Source organism: Pseudomonas sp., from assembly GCF_035554175.1.
Taxonomy (GTDB): domain Bacteria; phylum Pseudomonadota; class Gammaproteobacteria; order Pseudomonadales; family Pseudomonadaceae; genus Aquipseudomonas.
In genome coordinates this window covers 124,907-142,933 of sequence record NZ_DATMIV010000042.1, presented here as the reverse complement: position 1 = coordinate 142,933, position 18,027 = coordinate 124,907, and the positions used below count along the sequence as shown (strand labels likewise).

Annotated in this window: 18 protein-coding genes; 3 read left to right on the top strand and 15 right to left on the bottom strand. The window is 57.0% G+C overall.

The annotated features are described in order from the left end of the window. The 11 genes from atpG to mnmG all read right to left on the bottom strand — a co-directional run bounded on the left by atpG (position 1) and on the right by mnmG (position 9,626). Entirely contained in the window at positions 1-861 is an 861-nt protein-coding gene (gene atpG, locus VNV36_RS19195; protein ID WP_007960781.1) for a F0F1 ATP synthase subunit gamma, read from the bottom strand. A 50-nt stretch (positions 862-911) separates the two neighbouring features. Continuing rightward, positions 912-2,456 (bottom strand): F0F1 ATP synthase subunit alpha, encoded by a 1,545-nt coding sequence (gene atpA / locus VNV36_RS19190; protein ID WP_325719465.1) that lies wholly within the window; start codon positions 2,454-2,456, stop codon positions 912-914. 21 nt (positions 2,457-2,477) lie between these two features. Further along, positions 2,478-3,014, bottom strand: coding sequence for a F0F1 ATP synthase subunit delta (locus tag VNV36_RS19185; protein WP_016772404.1), 537 nt, complete (start codon positions 3,012-3,014; stop codon positions 2,478-2,480). Positions 3,015-3,026: 12 nt separating this feature from the next. Continuing rightward, positions 3,027-3,497 (bottom strand): F0F1 ATP synthase subunit B, encoded by a 471-nt coding sequence (locus VNV36_RS19180; RefSeq protein WP_016772403.1) that lies wholly within the window; start codon positions 3,495-3,497, stop codon positions 3,027-3,029. Positions 3,498-3,555: 58 nt separating this feature from the next. Continuing rightward, positions 3,556-3,813, bottom strand: a complete 258-nt coding sequence (gene atpE / locus VNV36_RS19175) for a F0F1 ATP synthase subunit C (protein WP_003097235.1) — start codon at positions 3,811-3,813, stop codon at positions 3,556-3,558. A gap of 133 nt (positions 3,814-3,946) precedes the next feature. Next, positions 3,947-4,816 (bottom strand): F0F1 ATP synthase subunit A, encoded by an 870-nt coding sequence (atpB, locus tag VNV36_RS19170; protein WP_016772402.1) that lies wholly within the window; start codon positions 4,814-4,816, stop codon positions 3,947-3,949. Positions 4,817-4,832: 16 nt separating this feature from the next. After that, on the bottom strand, positions 4,833-5,240 hold the full coding sequence (locus tag VNV36_RS19165) for a F0F1 ATP synthase subunit I (protein WP_042607990.1): 408 nt from the start codon (positions 5,238-5,240) through the stop codon (positions 4,833-4,835). A 148-nt stretch (positions 5,241-5,388) separates the two neighbouring features. Next, on the bottom strand, positions 5,389-6,261 hold the full coding sequence (locus tag VNV36_RS19160; RefSeq protein WP_007960777.1) for a ParB/RepB/Spo0J family partition protein: 873 nt from the start codon (positions 6,259-6,261) through the stop codon (positions 5,389-5,391). Positions 6,262-6,270: 9 nt separating this feature from the next. Continuing rightward, a complete protein-coding gene (locus tag VNV36_RS19155; protein WP_016772400.1) occupies positions 6,271-7,068 on the bottom strand; it encodes a ParA family protein in 798 nt (265 codons plus the stop codon). 18 nt (positions 7,069-7,086) lie between these two features. Beyond that, entirely contained in the window at positions 7,087-7,731 is a 645-nt protein-coding gene (gene rsmG, locus VNV36_RS19150; RefSeq protein WP_325719459.1) for a 16S rRNA (guanine(527)-N(7))-methyltransferase RsmG, read from the bottom strand. Then, the gene (mnmG, locus tag VNV36_RS19145) at positions 7,728-9,626 is read right to left on the bottom strand and encodes a tRNA uridine-5-carboxymethylaminomethyl(34) synthesis enzyme MnmG (RefSeq protein ID WP_325719457.1); all 1,899 of its coding nucleotides are present in this window, start codon (positions 9,624-9,626) and stop codon (positions 7,728-7,730) included. The genes rsmG and mnmG overlap by 4 nt, the downstream gene beginning before the upstream one ends. A 569-nt stretch (positions 9,627-10,195) precedes the next feature. On the opposite strand from mnmG, the gene VNV36_RS19140 reads away from it, so the two are divergent. From VNV36_RS19140 to VNV36_RS19130, 3 genes are all read left to right on the top strand, one after another. Next, a complete protein-coding gene (locus VNV36_RS19140; protein ID WP_325719455.1) occupies positions 10,196-10,702 on the top strand; it encodes a sigma-70 family RNA polymerase sigma factor in 507 nt (168 codons plus the stop codon). After that, on the top strand, positions 10,702-11,652 hold the full coding sequence (locus tag VNV36_RS19135) for a FecR domain-containing protein (protein ID WP_325719453.1): 951 nt from the start codon (positions 10,702-10,704) through the stop codon (positions 11,650-11,652). The genes VNV36_RS19140 and VNV36_RS19135 overlap by 1 nt, the downstream gene beginning before the upstream one ends. Positions 11,653-11,768: 116 nt before the next feature. After that, entirely contained in the window at positions 11,769-14,204 is a 2,436-nt protein-coding gene (locus tag VNV36_RS19130) for a TonB-dependent siderophore receptor (RefSeq protein ID WP_325719451.1), read from the top strand. A gap of 44 nt (positions 14,205-14,248) precedes the next feature. Here VNV36_RS19130 and mnmE read toward each other — a convergent pair whose 3' ends face one another. The 4 genes from mnmE to rnpA all read right to left on the bottom strand — a co-directional run bounded on the left by mnmE (position 14,249) and on the right by rnpA (position 18,019). Continuing rightward, positions 14,249-15,616, bottom strand: coding sequence for a tRNA uridine-5-carboxymethylaminomethyl(34) synthesis GTPase MnmE (gene mnmE, locus VNV36_RS19125; protein ID WP_325719449.1), 1,368 nt, complete (start codon positions 15,614-15,616; stop codon positions 14,249-14,251). Between the two features lie 81 nt (positions 15,617-15,697). Beyond that, positions 15,698-17,377: a membrane protein insertase YidC gene (gene yidC / locus VNV36_RS19120; RefSeq protein ID WP_101159734.1), complete on the bottom strand. Its 1,680-nt coding sequence runs from the start codon at positions 17,375-17,377 to the stop codon at positions 15,698-15,700. Between the two features lie 2 nt (positions 17,378-17,379). Then, positions 17,380-17,625, bottom strand: a complete 246-nt coding sequence (gene yidD / locus VNV36_RS19115; RefSeq protein WP_010465488.1) for a membrane protein insertion efficiency factor YidD — start codon at positions 17,623-17,625, stop codon at positions 17,380-17,382. Next, positions 17,618-18,019 carry a ribonuclease P protein component gene (gene rnpA / locus VNV36_RS19110; RefSeq protein WP_325719468.1) on the bottom strand — a complete coding sequence of 134 codons (402 nt, stop codon included), beginning with the start codon at positions 18,017-18,019 and terminating at the stop codon, positions 17,618-17,620. Before rnpA ends, yidD begins: the two co-directional genes overlap by 8 nt. Between the last annotated feature and the right edge of the window lie 8 nt (positions 18,020-18,027).

Genomic DNA, 18,027 nt, shown 5'->3' with positions numbered 1-18,027 from the left:
TTAAACCGCGGCAGCGCCGCCGACGATTTCCGAGATCTCTTGGGTGATCGCAGCCTGACGCGCCTTGTTGTAGATCAGCTGCAAATCGCTGATCAAATCACCGGCGTTGTCGGTAGCGTTCTTCATCGCGATCATCCGCGCAGCCTGTTCAGCCGCGTTGTTCTCGACCACCGCCTGGTAGACCTGCGACTCGACGTAACGGACCATCAAGCCATCAAGCAGCTCTTTGGCATCCGGTTCGTAGAGATAGTCCCAGTGGTGCTTGAGATCCTGATCCGGGGTCGCCACCAGTGGAATCAACTGCTCCACGGTAGGCTGCTGCGTCATGGTGTTGATGAACTTGTTGGACACCACGGACAGGCGATCGATACGGCCGTCCAGGTAGGCATCCAGCATCACCTTGACGCTGCCGATCAGATCATTGATCGACGGCTCTTCACCCAGGTGGCTGATAGCTGCAACGACGTTACCGCCGAAGTTGCGGAAAAAGGCCGCACCCTTGCTACCGACTACACACAGATCGATCTCGACGCCGTTTTCGCGGTTTACCGCCATGTCCTTGACCAGGGCCTTGAACAGGTTGGTGTTCAAGCCACCGCACAGACCACGGTCACTGCTCACGACGACATAACCGACGCGCTTTACTTCGCGGTCGATCATGAACGGGTGGCGGTATTCCGGGTTGGCGTTGGCCAGATGCCCAATTACCTGGCGGATACGCTCCGCATAAGGACGGCTAGCAGCCATGCGCATTTGTGCCTTGCGCATTTTGCTGACCGCCACTTTTTCCATGGCGCTGGTAATCTTTTGCGTGCTTTTGATGCTCGCAATCTTACTGCGAATCTCTTTTGCGCCTGCCATGTAACACCTATCAGGTTAGCAAGCGGGAGCCTCGCGGCTCCCGCTGCGGCTTACCAGGTTTGGGTGGCCTTGAACTTCTCGATACCGGCTTTCATGCCAGCGTCGATTTCGTCATTGAAGTCACCTTTAACGTTGATCTTGGCCATCAAATCGGCGTGATCGCGGTTGAAGAAAGCGATCAGCGCTTGTTCGAAGCTGCCGACCTTGGCGATTTCAATGTCAGTCAGGAACCCACGCTCAGCGGCATACAGCGACAGCGCCATGTCAGCGATCGACATTGGTGCGTATTGCTTCTGCTTCATCAGCTCGGTAACGCGCTGACCATGCTCAAGTTGCTTGCGGGTCGCTTCGTCCAGGTCAGAAGCGAACTGGGCGAATGCCGCCAGTTCACGGTACTGAGCCAGAGCGGTACGGATACCACCGGAGAGCTTCTTGATGATCTTGGTCTGAGCGGCACCACCCACACGGGATACCGAAACACCGGCGTTCACTGCAGGGCGGATGCCCGAGTTGAACATGGCCGATTCCAGGAAGATCTGACCGTCGGTGATGGAAATCACGTTGGTCGGAACGAACGCGGAAACGTCGCCAGCCTGGGTTTCGATGATCGGCAGCGCGGTCAGGGAACCGGTTTTGCCGGTCACTGCGCCGTTGGTGAACTTCTCGACATATTCTTCCGAAACGCGGGATGCGCGCTCCAGCAGACGGGAATGGAGATAGAACACGTCGCCTGGGTAAGCTTCACGGCCTGGTGGACGGCGCAGCAGCAGGGAAATCTGGCGATAAGCCACTGCTTGCTTGGACAGATCGTCATAAACGATCAGCGCGTCTTCACCGCGGTCACGGAAGAATTCACCCATGGTGCAACCGGCATACGGTGCCAGGAATTGCAGCGCAGGAGATTCCGAAGCACTGGCAGCCACGATGATCGTGTTGGCCAGGGCGCCGTTTTCTTCCAGCTTGCGAACCACGTTGGCGATGGTCGATTGTTTCTGACCGATAGCTACGTAGACGCAGAAAATGCCGCTGTTTTTCTGGTTGATGATCGCGTCGATCGCCAGAGCGGTTTTACCGATCTGACGGTCACCGATGATCAGCTCACGCTGGCCACGGCCGACAGGGATCATGGCATCGACAGCCTTGTAGCCAGTCTGTACAGGCTGGTCTACCGACTTACGCCAGATCACGCCTGGAGCAACTTTCTCGACCGCGTCGGTCTCGGTGTTGCCCAGTGGACCTTTGCCGTCAACAGGGTTACCCAGTGCATCGACTACGCGGCCCAACAATTCCTTACCAACAGGAACCTCGAGGATGCGGCCGGTGCACTTGGCGCTCATGCCTTCAGCCAGACTGGTGTAAGCGCCCAGTACCACGGCACCTACGGAGTCCTGCTCCAGGTTGAGGGCCATACCGTAGACGCCGCCCGGAAACTCGATCATCTCGCCGTACATGACGTCGGCCAGACCGTGAATCCGCACGATGCCGTCAGATACGCTGACGACAGTGCCTTCGTTACGGGCTTGGGAGGTCACATCGAGCTTGTCGATGCGGCCCTTGATAATTTCACTTATTTCGGAAGGATTGAGTTGCTGCATTGCTCTGCTGCCCCTTCAAACTCAAGATTTCAATGCTTCGGCAAGTTTCGCGATTTTGCCGCGAATCGAGCCATCGATAACCAGGTCGCCGGCGCGGATCACGACACCACCAATCAAGGCAGCGTCCTCCGCAACTTGCAGGCGCACTTCCCGGTTGAGTCGTGCACTGAGAACCTTGGCGAGTTTGTCTTGCTGTTCTTGGTTCAATGCAAATGCACTGGTTACTTCAACGTCTACCGATTTCTCTTGTTCGGCCTTGTACAGGTCGAACAGAGCGGCGATCTCCGGCAGAAGCAGGAGACGGTCGTTTTCGGCAACGACGTTGATGAAATTGCGTGCCTTCTCATCAAACTTGTCGCCGCACACGTCAATGAACGTGGCGGCCTTTTCTGCGCTCGTCAGTCGCGGGGCCTTGAGCACGCGCTGCAGGGTGTCGTCTTGCGACACCGCCGCTGCCAAGCCGAGCATGGCTGACCAATTGGCCAGTTGCTGGTGGGCCTGAGCGTGCTCGAAGGCCGCCTTAGCGTAAGGTCGGGCCAACGTGGTCAGTTCTGCCATGATCGCCCTCGCTTAGATTTCAGCAGCCAGTTGGTTAACCAGCTCTGCGTGCGCGTTTTGATCGATTGTGGCACCCAGGATCTTCTCGGCGCCGCCAACAGCCAGCAAGCCCACTTGGGCACGCAGCTTGTCTTTGACGCTGTTCAGTTCCTGTTCGATCTCGGCTTGAGCCTGAACCTTCACACGGTCAGCGTCGATACGGGCTTTTTCAACAGCCTCTTCGACGATCTGGTTACCGCGTTTCTTGGCTTGCTCGATGATTTCAGCTGCCTGAGCTTTCGCTTCGCGCAGTTGCTGACCCGCTTTCTCTTGGGCCAACTCCAGGTCGCGAGCTGCACGGCTGGCAGCGTCCAGACCATCAGCGATCTTCTTTTGACGTTCGTGCAGAGCAGCGATGACCGGAGGCCATACATACTTCATGCAGAACAGTACAAAAATCAGGAACGCAACGGACTGGCCAATCAGGGTCGCATTAATGTTCACGCCAACACCTCGCAGTTACGTTGTCCATCACACCAAATTACCCGGAAGATCCGAGTAATCAGCCAGCGATCTGACCAACGAACGGGTTCGCAAAGGTGAAGAACAGAGCGATACCAACACCGATCATGGTTACGGCGTCGAGCAGACCGGCAACGATGAACATTTTGACTTGCAGCATTGGAACCATTTCTGGCTGACGCGCTGCGCCTTCCAGGAACTTGCCGCCCAGCAGGCCGAAACCAATTGCGGTACCCAGTGCGCCCAGGCCGATCAACAGTGCAACAGCGATAGCGGTTAGACCAACTACAGTTTCCATCTTTCCTCCCGACTTTTACGTCGTATGGTTTAGGTTTTTTAGATTAAAGCGGTAAAACAAATCGTTTCAGTTGCCCCGCAAGGAGCTCCCTCCCGTTTGACCGGGAGGAACATCAGACTAGTCGAGACTGGTCTTAATGGTTTTCTTCGTGCGCCATCGACAGGTAGACGATGGTCAGCATCATGAAGATGAACGCCTGCAGGGTGATGATCAGGATGTGGAACACCGCCCACGCCCACTGCAGAACAACGCCCAGGCCGCTGAGCCAGAGCAGGCCGCTGCCGAACATCACAGCGATCAGAATGAACACCAGCTCGCCGGCATACATGTTGCCGAACAGACGCAGGGCCAGAGAGATCGGCTTGGCGATCAGGGTGACGAATTCCAGCAGGAAGTTCACCGGAATCAGCAGCGCTTGAACGAAAATGTTCTTGCTGCCGAACGGATGCAGGGTCAGTTCGCCGATGAAGCCGCCGATGCCCTTGACCTTGATGCTGTAGAAAATGATCAGTGCGAACACCGAGAATGCCATGCCCAGTGTCGCGTTCGGGTCGGTAGTCGACACGGCGCGGAACGGGATGTGGGCATCGCCGGAGATCAGGATGGCCAGCTGAGGAATCCAGTCGACCGGTACCAGGTCGACGGCGTTCATCAGGAACACCCAGACGAAGATGGTCAGTGCCAGCGGTGCAATCACCGGGCTACGGCCATGGAAGCTGTCTTTCACGCTGCCATCGACGAATTCGACCAGTACTTCAACGAAGTTCTGCAAGGCACCCGGCTGACCCGAAGTCGCTTTCTTGGCCGCCATGCGGAAAAGAAGAACGAAGATCAGACCCAGCGCGACCGACCAGCCGAGGGTATCGACGTGGAAAGCCCAGAAGCCCATTTCCTTGGCCTCTGCTGCGGTGTGGGCAAAGCCCCAGCCGCCGTTGGGTAGCTGACCGAAAGTCAGGTTCTGCAAGTGGTGCTGGATATAGCCCGAAGCGGTTGTTTCTGCCATGGTTGCCTCAAACGCCCTAAGGTCTCGAAAGTCTTGTTCTCATCAGCAGGGGAGCGAACCAGCTGACCGACTGAGTCAGCACGAACACGCCGAATACTGCGATCGGCGCCAGTGGCTTCACACCTGCGAACACCAGTGCAAAGAGCACTGCCGTCAAAATCAGTTTGCCTGCCTCGCCGGCATAGAACGACCGGACGATGGACTGGGCTGCTCGGGCGCCGGAAAACCGAAATGCCTTGTGAGCGAAATAAACATTGGGCAGCAAGGCTATCAGGCCTCCGCAAAGTCCCGAGTATCCGGCAACGACTCCATGCCATTGCCAGAGCGCCAAAGCGGCAATGAGCAAAATGACAAATTGAGCCATCAACACCGGAAAAACCGCCAGGCGATGGAAAGGCAAGCGGTTTGGCGTGCGGGTTTCCATCACAGTTGCTCTCCAATGGTCGGCTGCCGAAATTCAATAACTTGGCATAATTTGTGCCGACAAAATGCGCGCAGAGTATAGGGGCGGTTCTGCCCCTATTCAACTGTCAGGTAGTGATTTCCGACTGCGCGCTACATGAGGAAATGTTTCAGCGGATGTGTGCGAGCACACCTTGAAGCTCATCGAGCGAGTTATAACCGATCACCAATTGGCCTTTGCCCTTCTTGCCATGACGAATCTGCACCGCAGAGCCCAGCCGCTCGGCCAAGCGCTGCTCGAGGCGCGCGATGTCCGGGTCGGGTTTTGCAGCTTCCACAGGCTCGGGTTTGCCACTGAGCCACTGACGAACCAGCGCCTCGGTCTGGCGCACAGTCAGCCCTCGTGCGACAACATGTCGCGCCCCTTCTACCTGTTGATTGTCCGGCAGACCGAGCAAGGCACGCGCATGACCCATTTCCAGGTCGCCGTGGGACAACATGGTTTTGATGACTTCCGGCAGCGCAATAAGTCGCAACAGGTTAGCCACAGTCACCCGCGACTTACCCACAGCCTCGGCGACTTGCTGCTGGGTCAGCTGGAATTCCTGCTGCAAGCGCTGCAGCGCCACCGCTTCTTCGATCGGATTGAGGTCTTCGCGCTGGATGTTCTCGATCAGCGCAATCGCAATGGCGGTTTCATCCGGCACATCGCGCACCATCGCCGGAATGGTTTCCTGCCCGGCCTGCTGGCTGGCGCGCCAGCGGCGTTCACCGGCGATGATCTCAAAGCGACCGCCGCCAATCGGGCGCACCACGATCGGCTGCATCACGCCTTGAGCCTTGATCGACTGTGCCAGCTCTTCCAGGGCCTGCGGATCCATGTCGCGGCGTGGCTGGTATTTGCCGCGCTGCAGCAGATCCAGCGGCAGATGTTGCAGTTCTCGGGTGTCAGCCTGCGCAGCCTGTTCTTCCAGCGCGCTGACCGTCGGACCACTCAGCAGTGCATCCAGTCCACGTCCGAGACCTCGTTTCTTGACGGCCATGGGGATTCCTTAAGTTGGCTGAGCAGCAGCAATGCGTGAATTTTTGCGTTGACGGCGAACCATCTCGCCCGCCAGAGCCAGGTAGGCCAGCGCGCCACGGGATTGCTTGTCGTAGGCCAGCGCCGGCATGCCGTAGCTCGGCGCTTCGGCCAGGCGAATGTTGCGCGGGATCACCGTGTCATACAGCTGATCGCCGAAATGTTCCTTTAGCTGCGCCGAGACATCGTTCATCAGGCTCAGGCGCGGGTCGTACATGGTGCGCAGCAGACCTTCGACCTTCAGGTTCGGATTGAGCAGCTCGGCGATGCGCTTGATGTTATCCACAAGGTCGCTCAAGCCTTCCAGGGCAAAGTACTCGCACTGCATGGGGATGATTACCCCGTCGGCGGCGACCAAAGCATTGAGCGTGAGCATCGACAGCGACGGCGGGCAGTCGATCAGGATGTAGTCATAATTGTCACGGATTGGCGCCAGCGCGCTGCGCAGACGGCTTTCCTTCATCTGCATTTCCAGCAGCACCACTTCGGCCGCCGTCAGATCGCGGTTGGCCGGCAGCAGTTGATAACCGCCATGCTCGGAGAAGTGCATGGCCTGGCCCAGATCGCATTCGCCGATCAGCAGGTCATAGACCGAATTTTCCAGACCATGTTTATCCACACCGCTACCCATGGTGGCGTTGCCCTGTGGATCGAGATCGATCAACAGCACCCGGCGCTTGGTCGCGACCAGGGATGCTGCGAGGTTGATGCAGGTGGTGGTTTTGCCCACACCACCCTTCTGGTTCGCTATCGCGAATACCTTAGCCATTCTTGCTTGTGTTCCCAATCATGCCGTGCGGCGCAGTATCAGCAGATGGCGTTGGCCTTGGCAACCGGGGACGGCCAGGGCACGTTCGCTATCGAGTTTGAAATCTGCCGGCAATGCTACCAGCTCATCGGCCGGATGAACGCCCTTCATTGCCAGCCAGCGTGTATCGGCGTCGCCGAGGTGGCGGGTCCAGTTGGTGAAATTTTCCATGCTGCTGAACGCCCGGGAAATGATCCCGTTGAACGGCTGCTCAGGCTGGAAGCCTTCGACGCGGCTGTGGATAACTTGCAGGTTGTCGAGCTTCAGCTCGAGTTTGACCTGGGTCAGAAAACGGGTTTTCTTGCCGTTGCTGTCCAGGCAGGTCACTTGCGAGTCCGGAAACAGGATCGCCAACGGAATACCGGGCATGCCGCCGCCACTGCCAACGTCGAGCCAGCGGCCGTTTTCGATGAACGACATGACGCTCAGACTATCGAGCAAGTGCCGTGACACCATCTCGTCCGGATCGCGCACGGCGGTCAGGTTGTAGGCCTGGTTCCATTTGATCAACAGGGCCAGATAACCCAGCAGCAATTCGTGCTGGGTTGCGCTGAGATCGACACCGAGCGCCCGGGCTCCTGTGGATAACTCTTCGGCGTGTTGCGAAGTGACCTTGGCACTCAAGCGCTTTGCTCCAACTGACGGCCCGCGCCGCGTTTCTTCAAATGAATCATCAACAGTGAAATCGCTGCCGGCGTCACGCCCGGGATCCGCGAAGCCTGGCCCAGCGTCTCAGGACGCGTGGCACCGAGCTTGCTCTGGATCTCCTTGGAGAGACCGGAAATATTGGTGTAATCGATATCCACAGGCAGTTTCGTATCTTCACTGGCGCGCAGACGGGCGATTTCGTCCTGCTGACGGTCGATGTAACCGGCGTACTTGGTCTTGATTTCAACCTGCTCGGCGACCTGTGGATCTTCCGCGCCCTGCCCGGTCACTTCGACCAGACCGGCGTAGTCGATTTCCGGACGGCTCAGCAGATTGAGCAAATTGTATTCGTGGGTCAGCGGCGTACCGAATTTCTCGGCAATCGCATCGCCCTGAGCGGTATTCGGACGAACCCAGGTGCTTTTCAGGCGCTGTTCTTCCAGTTCGATACTTTCGCGTTTCTTGCAGAAGGCTGCCCAACGCGCGTCATCGACCAGACCGAGCTCGCGACCTTTTTCGGTCAGGCGCAGGTCGGCGTTGTCCTCGCGCAGGATCAGGCGGTACTCGGCGCGGGAAGTAAACATGCGGTACGGCTCTTGGGTACCGAGGGTAATCAGGTCGTCGACCAACACACCGATGTACGCCTCATCGCGACGCGGGCACCAGGCTTCTTTGCCCTGGGCACGCAACGCGGCGTTGGCTCCAGCGAGCAGGCCTTGAGCGCCGGCCTCTTCGTAACCGGTAGTGCCGTTGATCTGCCCGGCAAAGAACAGGCCGCCGATCACTTTGGTTTCCAGGCTGTACTTCAAGTCGCGCGGATCGAAGTAGTCGTACTCGATCGCATAACCCGGACGCACGATGTGCGCGTTTTCCATGCCGCGTATCGATTGCACGATCTGCAGTTGCACATCGAACGGCAGGCTTGTGGATATCCCGTTCGGGTACAACTCATGGGTGGTCAGACCTTCCGGTTCGATGAACACCTGATGGCTTTCCTTGTCGGCAAAGCGGTGAATCTTGTCTTCGATCGACGGGCAATAGCGCGGGCCGACGCCTTCGATTTCACCGGCAGCGGAATACATCGGCGAACGATCGAGGTTCGCGGCGATGATTTCATGGGTTCGCGCATTGGTATGAGTGATCCAGCAACTGACTTGCCGTGGATGTTGTTCCTTGTTGCCCATGAACGACATCACCGGGATCGGCATATCGCCTGGTTGCTCGGTCATCACCGAGAAATCCACAGACTTGCCGTCGATACGCGGTGGCGTCCCGGTTTTCAGGCGCCCGACACGCAGCGGTAACTCACGCAAACGGTGGGCCAGCGCGATCGATGGCGGATCACCGGCACGACCGCCGGCAAAATTCTGCAAACCGATGTGGATAAGTCCGCCAAGGAACGTGCCGGTGGTCAGCACCACGGAATCGGCGAAGAACCGCAGGCCCATCTGGGTCACGACACCACGGACTTGTTCCTGCTCGACGATCAGGTCGTCAGCGGCTTGCTGGAATATCCACAGGTTTGGCTGATTTTCCAGAATTTCGCGGACAGCGGCCTTGTACAAAATCCGGTCGGCCTGCGCACGAGTGGCGCGTACGGCTGGGCCTTTACGGCTGTTCAACACGCGAAACTGGATGCCGCCCTTGTCGGTCGCCATGGCCATCGCGCCGCCGAGGGCATCGATCTCCTTGACCAGATGACTTTTGCCGATGCCACCGATGGCCGGGTTGCAACTCATGGCACCGAGGGTTTCCACGTTATGCGTCAGCAACAGGGTTTTTGCCCCCATACGTGCTGACGCCAGTGCTGCCTCGGTACCGGCATGACCGCCGCCGATGACGATCACTTCAAAACGGGAAGGGAAATCCACCACGCACCTCGTGCCTGCATAAGTAGGTCAATCAGGAAATAGTTGAGCTCAGGTTTCTGGACCTGGTCGGCAAGTATAGGGACTTCGCCCTTTCTAAAGAACCCTCTGCACAAAATTTAACCAGCTGTGGAGAACTCAAGGTTAAAAGAATAAAAAAGAGAGAAATTTATAAAACCTTTGTTTTTATGTTTATTCTTACTCACCCACCTTTCTGTGGATAGATCGCTACAAGCCTTATTTTTCAATGTGTATAGAGGTTTAAAACCCTGTGCTCAGGTGCCAATGAGGCCCTTGGATAACCGGTTTAAGCCTGTGGATTAAAGGCATCCTTATCCACAGGGCAGGTTATATCCAGTTTCAAGGCCCTGTTATCAACTGATCTTAGCGGCAGTTATTCACAGGGCTTAATCCTAATAAAATCGACCCGACGGCTTATTCCAGGCGCAAAAAAGCGCCACCGAGGGATCGGTGACGCTTGGCAGACCCAGGGCAGGAACCGAAAAGGCTATTGTGAGAGAACGTAACAGAGGCTAATAATAGCCATTATCATTAACTTGCCAGTTTCTCCCATGTCCCTACCCGCCCACACCGCTGCGATCGAGCAAATCTACGAGCAACACCATTCGTGGCTGCATGGCTGGCTCAAGGGCAAACTGCACAACGCCTGCGATGCAGCCGATGTCGCGCATGACACGTTTCTGCGAGTTCTGGCGGCGCGCAATGCAGCTCATATTCGTGAGCCGAGGGATTATCTGGCAACTGTGGCGCGTGGCTTGGTCATCGACCGCTATAGAAGACGCGCTATTGAAACTGCTTATTTGCAGACCTTGGCGCTCCGGCCAGAAGCCACGGTTATCAGCGAAGAGGACAAGGCGCTCATCATCGAAACGCTGCTTGCTGTGGATAAAGCCCTGGCTGGCCTGGGCCCACGGACGCGGCAGATATTCATCCATTCGCAGGTCGATGGCATGACTTATCAACACATCGCTCTGCAGCTGAAGGTTTCGCTGACCACAGTCAAGAAACACATGATCCGCGCCCTGACGGAGTGTGCCCTGATCATGGCGCAGCAATGATGGCCGTCGCTCCAGACCGGCAGGTATTCGAAACCGCCGCCAGTTGGTACGTGCGGTTTCAATCCGAACCGCCCACCCTGGCCGAACGAAAAGCCTGGCAGCTGTGGATAGACAGCGATCCGACGCATCTGGCGGCGTGGAACCAGATGGAACAATTGCAGCGCCACCTCGGTACATTGCCGCAGGATCTGAAACGACGTACGCTCAATAGCGGCCAACAAAGGCGCCGGGTACTCAAGCTGTTGCTGCTCACAGCGGGTACAGGCTTCGTTGGCTGGAATGCTCAACGACATACATCCCTTGGAAACGTCTGGGCCGACTATAAAACCGGGGTGGGCCAGCGTCGGACTGTCAGCCTGGCCGACGGCAGCCAGATCCAGCTCAATACCGACTCCGCGATCGATGTTTCCTTCGATGCAGCGCAGCGACTGATTCGCTTGCGCTCGGGTGAGATCCTCATTCAAACCGGCAAGTTCGGGGATCAGCGGCCGTTTTTTGTGGAAACCCGTGATGGCCGGGTCCAGGCATTGGGCACACGGTTCTCGGTGCATCAGATGCCGACTTCAACCCGGGTCGGCGTGCTGGAAGATCGAGTCAGCGTTCAACCTGCGCAGACATCTGCTGTAGTACGCATCTTTAAAGCAGGCGAAGGCGCGGATTTTGATAGTCGGCATATCGGCCTCAGTCATCCCTTCCAATCATCGGAGGTAGCCTGGATCAACGGCCAGTTGATCGTTCTCGATGCACGGCTGGGCGATGTCATCGAAGAATTGGGACGCTATCGCAGCGGTGTATTGCATTGCGATCGTCGGGCACGGGATCTGCGTGTCTCGGGGACCTTCCGGCTCGATTCGACCGACGCGGTGCTGGCCAACCTTCAGGCTTCGTTGCCGATCAACGTGCGCTATTTCAGCCGTTACTGGGTCTCGATCAGCCACAGTGCTGGATAGAAACAAGGCCAGGGAAAAAATAATTGCAGACAGGGTTACCTTTTTTCACTCTGACCCGGCCCTACAGGTAATCGCGATAAACGCGGCTCTTCGCCACCTTCAGGGCTAATCCACACATGCGTCTTCCCACGTTCCGTCAGCGTTTTTCTCCCCACTGCATTGCCTACAGCTTATTGATGGTCAGCGCTGTGTCCTGTCTGGTCACTGGCCACAGCGCCTGCGCGGCGACGGCATCCCAGCGCTATGCCATCGCTGCCGGCCCGTTGGACAATGCGTTGAGCCAGTTCGCCTCTGCGTCGAATGTGATTCTGTCGTTCTCGCCGCAACAGACCAGCCGCTTGCGCAGCGCCGGCTTGAACGGTGACTTCAGTGTCGAACAAGGCTTTGCCCAATTGCTGCAAGGTTCTGGTTTGCAGGCGGTGCCGCAAGCACCCGGCAGTTACATTCTGCAGCCCTTGCCTGACGGAGATTCCCTGGAATTGGCGCCGACCAGCATCAATGCGCAATTGGCCAATCCAATGGATCTGGATTACGCCGCCGACGTTGGCTACAAAGCACAAAACAGCCGAATCGGTACGAAAACCAGTACACCGCTGTCGGAAACACCGCGTTCGGTGTCAGTGGTGACCGGACAACGCATCAAGGATCAGAAATCTCAGACACTCACCGACGTACTCGGCTACGTGCCGGGGATCTTTGCCCCACCTTTTGCCGCCGGCGACAGTCTGGCTGGAGACCTGTTCTATATCCGTGGTTTCAACGCCACCGATTACGGCTACGGTCTTTTGCGCGATGGACTGCGCGTACAGGGCAATCGCTATGACACCAGCACCGAGCCGTACGGACTGGAACGGGTCGAGGTGTTCCGTGGCCCGTCTTCGCTACTGTATGGCGAAAACGCGCCGGGCGGCCTGGTCAATCTGATCAGCAAGCGCCCGACTGCCGCGCCTCAAGGCGAAGTGCAATTGGGTTATGGTTCGAACAATCGCCGGCAGATCGGCGTCGACGTTGCAGGCCCGCTCAATGACAGCGGTAGTGTCCTCGGGCGCGTGGTGATGCTGGGGCGAAAATCCGATACGCAGACCGATCACGTTCCTGACGATCGCCTCTATATCGCCCCTTCGCTGACCCTGAATTTCGACGACTTCAATACGCTGACGCTGCTGGCCAACTACCAGAAAGATCACACCAACATGGAGCTTGGCCTGCCGGCGGCCGGCACGTTGCTGAGCAATCCCAACGGCAAGTTATCCAGAGACACCATGCTCGGCGACCCGGACTGGAATACTTTCGAACGGGAAACCTGGAGCACCGGCTACGAGTACAGCCACTCGTTCAACGATGACTGGCAGTTCCGCCAGAACTCGCGCTACATGCAGTCGCGCATCACACGTCATGAAACCTGGCCGGGCAATCTGAACAACGCAGGCTTCGGCACGCGGCTGAACATGACCGCCTATGATCGTTTCAATAAATCGATGGTGTATTCGCTGGATAACCAGCTGGAAGGCAAATTTCAGGCGGGCGCGCTGGAAAACACAGTTTTGTTCGGCGCCAGTTACGATCGCACATCGTTCAACCAGGACTGGAACGCCGGCATCGTCGGCCCGATTGATATCTACAACCCGGTTTACCTTCGCGATCCGACCACACCGATTGCCGTGCAAAACACGCTGCTCGAGCAGCAGATGAAAGGCGTTTATGCACAAATCCAGAGTAAATACGATCGCTGGCTGTTCTTGCTCGGCGGCCGGCAGGACTGGGTCGACAGCGAGTTCCGCGACAAGGTGGCGCGAGGCAGCAACATCAACTCCGAAGACAAGAAGTTCACCTACCAGGGCGGCGTGATGTATCAGTTCGACAACGGCATGACGCCGTATGTCAGCTATTCCACCGCGTTCGTGCCGGTGCAGCAGATTTCCAATGCCGGCGCGCCACTTGATCCGATCACCAGTAGCCAATACGAAGTGGGTCTGAAGTACGAACCAATCGGCTGGGATACCGCCTTCACCGCTTCGGTGTATGACTTGCGCAAGAAGGATGACACCTACTTTGACGCCACTACGTCGACCTATCGCCAGGTGGGGGAAAGCCGCTCCAAGGGCGTGGAACTCGAACTCAACAGCAATCTGACGCAGAACCTCAACGTCACTGCGGCTTACACCTACACCGATGCAAAGATCACCAAGGATGCGGCGACGTCGCTGGTCAAAGGCCACCAAATGACCGGGGTGCCGCGTAACCAGGCCTCGGCCTGGGCGAAATATCGCTTCCTCGACGGTGATCTGAAAGGCTTGTATGTAGCTGGCGGGGTGCGTTATTTCGACAGTGCGTTTGCCTACACATCGCCTTCACTGTACGGCAAGCTGGATGCTGGTGACGTCACATTGGTGGACGCGGCGGTGGGTTACCAGATCGATACACACTGGAGTGTCGATCTGAATGCGAAAAACCTGTTCGATAAGGAATACGTTTCAGGATGCAACGACGCCGGCCGCTGCTACTGGGGCGAGGATCGCACCCTGCTCGGTACGGTTTCCTATAACTGGTGATTAAAACAAGGGGCTGTGGATGAATTATCCACAGCCCCTTTTGTTTATTTGCCTATGCAGAAGCTGGAGAAAATCCTTCCCAGCAAATCATCCGAGCTGAACGCACCGGTGATTTCACCCAGAGAATGTTGGGCCTGGCGCAAATCCTCGGCGAGCAATTCGCCAGCCCCGGCCAACGTCAATTGGGCGCGGCCGTGTTCCAATGCCGCGCTGGCGTGGCGCAATGCGTCCAGATGCCGGCGGCGTGCGCTGAAGCTGCTTTCAGACGTCTGCTCGTAACCCATGCACGCCTTGAGGTGATCACGCAGCAGGTCGAGGCCTTCGGCGGACTTGGCGCTGAGACTGATCGTGACATGACCGTCGTCACTGGTTTCCAGGTGGATGGTTTCACCGGTCAGATCAGCTTTGTTGCGAATCAGTGTGACCTTCGCCGGATCCGGCCGGGTTTCGAGAAATTCTGGCCAAAGAGCAAACGGGTCCAGTGCTTCCGGTGCGGTCGCATCGACCACCAATAGCACGCGATCCGCTTCACCGATGGCTTTCAAAGCGCGTTCCACGCCAATTTTTTCCACATGATCATCGGTGTCACGCAGGCCTGCGGTGTCTACAACGTGCAGAGGCATACCATCAATGTGGATATGTTCACGCAGGATGTCCCGCGTGGTGCCCGCGATCTCGGTAACGATCGCAGCTTCACGGCCGGCCAACGCATTCAACAGGCTGGATTTGCCAGCATTCGGGCGTCCAGCAATCACCACGGTCATACCGTCACGCAACAGCGCGCCCTGCCCGGCTTCGCGCAGTACTGTGGATAACTCGTCGCGCACCTTATCGAGCATGTTCAGAACATGGCCATCGGCAAGGAAGTCGATCTCTTCTTCCGGGAAGTCAATGGCAGCTTCGACATAGATGCGCAGACCGATCAGTTGCTCGGTCAAGTTATGCACACGCTGGGAAAAAGCGCCCTGCAGTGAGCGCAATGCATTACGCGCAGCCTGTGCAGAACTCGCTTCGATCAAATCAGCAATTGCCTCAGCCTGGGCCAGATCGAGTTTGTCGTTGAGAAAAGCACGTTCACTGAATTCGCCCGGGCGCGCCAGACGACAGCCCAGTTCCAGACAACGCTTGAGCAACATGTCCAGCACGATGGGGCCGCCGTGGCCCTGCAGTTCCAGAACGTCTTCGCCGGTGAACGAGTTCGGACCCGGAAAATACAGAGCCAGACCTTCATCCAGAACTTGCTGGTCGTTACCGAAAAATGGGCCGTAATGGGCGTAGCGCGGTTTCAGTTCGCGACCGCTGATGGCTTTGGCTGCAACCCTGGCCAACGGCCCGGAAATCCGGACGATGCCCACACCGCCACGACCTTGGGCGGTAGCAACTGCTGCGATGGTTTCACGCGGTGTGCTCATAAACCGGAATCCAGACAAAAATGGCAGATAGCAAAACGCCCCACTAGGGGGCGTTTTGAGTGGTGTTATCCACAGTGCAAGTTACGCCTCGGCTTTTTTTGTCGCCGCTTCGATCTTACGCGTGATGTACCACTGTTGTGCAATCGACAGGCAGTTGTTCACAACCCAGTACAGCACCAGACCAGCCGGGAACCACAGGAAGAAGAACGTGAAGATGATTGGCATCATTTTCATGACCTTCGCCTGCATCGGATCCGGAGGAGTCGGGTTCAACTGCTGCTGGATGAACATGGTAGCGCCCATGATGATCGGCAGAATGAAGAACGGATCCTTGATCGACAGGTCGGTAATCCACAGCATGAATGGCGCCTGGCGCATTTCCACGCTTTCGAGCAGAACCCAGTACAGCGAGAGGAAGACTGGCATCTGCACGAGGATCGGCAAGCAGCCGCCCAGCGGATTGATCTTCTCTTTCTTGTACAGCTCCATCATGGCTTGCGACATTTTCTGCCGGTCATCGCCATGTTGCTCTTTCAGGGCTGCCAGTTTCGGCGCTACGGCACGCATGCGCGCCATCGACTTGTAACTGGCTGCCGACAGCGGGAAGAAGATCCCTTTGATCAGCATGGTCAGGAAGATGATCGACCAGCCCCAGTTACCGACAATCGCGTGGATATGTTGCAGCAGCCAGAAGATCGGCTGGGCAATGAACCACAGGATGCCGTAGTCGACGGTCAGTTCCAGACCTGGGGACAACTCTTTCAGGACAGCCTGACTTTTCGGGCCGGCATAAAGTACGGCGCTGGTTTCAACCTTGGCACCTGGAGCAGCGGTCAGAGTAGGACCGGTGTAACCGATGATGTAGTTGCCTTTGCTGTCTTTACGGGTCTGGACGATGTTGTTTTCGCCCTTGGCCGGAATCCACGCTGTCACGAAGTAGTGTTGCAACCAGGCGACCCAGCCACCGGTGACGGTTTCCTTGAGTTGCGCCTTGTCCATGTCTTTCATGGACACTTTTTTGTACGGCTCCGAACTTGTCCACAGGGCAGCGCCCAGGTAAGTCGCGGTGCCGGTAGCCGTAGTGGACGACGGATCAGCGCTGGCGTCGCGCTTCAACTGGGCGAACATTGCACCGTTCCAGGGCTGCGCGCTCTGGTTATCCACAATGTAGGAGACGGCAACGTCGTACAGGCCGCGTTTAACTGTGAAACGCTTGATGTAGTTGACGCCGTCCTTGCTGAATTTCAGGTCAACCACGAGTTGATCCTGACCGTCAGCCAGTTGATAAACCTTCTTCTCCGACGAATAAACCGGACGACCGGCCGGATTTGCATCCGGGCCGTTGGTGCCGATCAGACCGCTTTGCGCCAGATAGACACGTTCGCCACCGTTATCGAACAGCTGAAACGGCACGTCAGGACGATCCTGACGACGTGGATACAGAGGCAAAGTCAGTTGCGCAACATCGCCACCCTGTGGATCGATCGCAAGATCGAGCACGTCGGTCTTGACCTGAATCAGATCCTTGCTGGCGGCGACCGGCGTTTCGGCAGGTGCGCTGGTATCGCTGGCGGCGCGCGGAATATCGTCACTGGCGGCATTTGTGCCAGTGGCGGTGTCCGGCAAACCGGATGTAGTCGTACTGGAAGCAACATTCTGAGTCGGCAGGGCAGCCTGGCCATAATCCTGGTTCCATTTAAGAACCATGACGTAGGACACGATTGCCAGGGCGACGATCAGGATCGTGCGTTTGATATCCATGATTACTCGGCCATCGAAGAAGAACGGGAGGTAGGGATAGGCGGAACCGGGTCATAACCGCCGGGATTCCACGGATGACAGCGACCTAAACGACGAAAGGTCAGCCAGCCACCGCGCAGAAGGCCATGATTTTCAATGGCTTCATACGCGTAGCAGGAACAACTGGGGTAGAAGCGACAGTGGCTGGCCATTAAAGGACTAATGGCATAGCGATAAAACTGGATCGGAACGAGGGCCAGTTTACGCATCGGTACTGTCTACCCCTACAGTTTCGGTTTTGACTGCCGGAACGGGCTTGTTGCGTGCCAGACGCTTCCAGAGTTTGCCGAAATGCTGAATCAATTCGGGGTTTTCTACATCACCCAAACCTTTGCGCGCGACGATAACGATGTCCCAGCCGACCAGTGAATCCTGGTGCAGACGGAACGATTCGCGCATCAGACGTTTGAGGCGATTGCGCTCAACGGAGAGCTTTACGCTCTTTTTCCCGATAACCAGCCCGAGACGGGGGTGATCAAGATCGTTGTTGCGTGCAAGGAGCAGGAGATTTTTCGCCGGAACCTTGCCGGTAGGGGAGTCAAAGACTGCCTTGAAATGCCGGGGAGTGAGCAGACGCTTTTCCCGACTGAAGTCCTGACTCACCTCCAGTA

Bases quoted from the DNA above. Each gene is read 5' to 3' on its own strand.
- atpG (WP_007960781.1), bottom strand. From the start codon at position 861: ATGGCAGGCGCAAAAGAGATTCGCAGTAAGATTGCGAGCATCAAAAGC.
- atpA (WP_325719465.1), bottom strand. From the start codon at position 2,456: ATGCAGCAACTCAATCCTTCCGAAATAAGTGAAATTATCAAGGGCCGC.
- VNV36_RS19185 (WP_016772404.1), bottom strand. From the start codon at position 3,014: ATGGCAGAACTGACCACGTTGGCCCGACCTTACGCTAAGGCGGCCTTC.
- atpE (WP_003097235.1), bottom strand. From the start codon at position 3,813: ATGGAAACTGTAGTTGGTCTAACCGCTATCGCTGTTGCACTGTTGATC.
- atpB (WP_016772402.1), bottom strand. From the start codon at position 4,816: ATGGCAGAAACAACCGCTTCGGGCTATATCCAGCACCACTTGCAGAAC.
- VNV36_RS19165 (WP_042607990.1), bottom strand. From the start codon at position 5,240: ATGGAAACCCGCACGCCAAACCGCTTGCCTTTCCATCGCCTGGCGGTT.
- VNV36_RS19160 (WP_007960777.1), bottom strand. From the start codon at position 6,261: ATGGCCGTCAAGAAACGAGGTCTCGGACGTGGACTGGATGCACTGCTG.
- VNV36_RS19155 (WP_016772400.1), bottom strand. From the start codon at position 7,068: ATGGCTAAGGTATTCGCGATAGCGAACCAGAAGGGTGGTGTGGGCAAA.
- VNV36_RS19140 (WP_325719455.1), top strand. From the start codon at position 10,196: ATGTCCCTACCCGCCCACACCGCTGCGATCGAGCAAATCTACGAGCAA.
- VNV36_RS19135 (WP_325719453.1), top strand. From the start codon at position 10,702: ATGGCCGTCGCTCCAGACCGGCAGGTATTCGAAACCGCCGCCAGTTGG.
- VNV36_RS19130 (WP_325719451.1), top strand. From the start codon at position 11,769: ATGCGTCTTCCCACGTTCCGTCAGCGTTTTTCTCCCCACTGCATTGCC.
- mnmE (WP_325719449.1), bottom strand. From the start codon at position 15,616: ATGAGCACACCGCGTGAAACCATCGCAGCAGTTGCTACCGCCCAAGGT.
- yidC (WP_101159734.1), bottom strand. From the start codon at position 17,377: ATGGATATCAAACGCACGATCCTGATCGTCGCCCTGGCAATCGTGTCC.
- yidD (WP_010465488.1), bottom strand. From the start codon at position 17,625: ATGCGTAAACTGGCCCTCGTTCCGATCCAGTTTTATCGCTATGCCATT.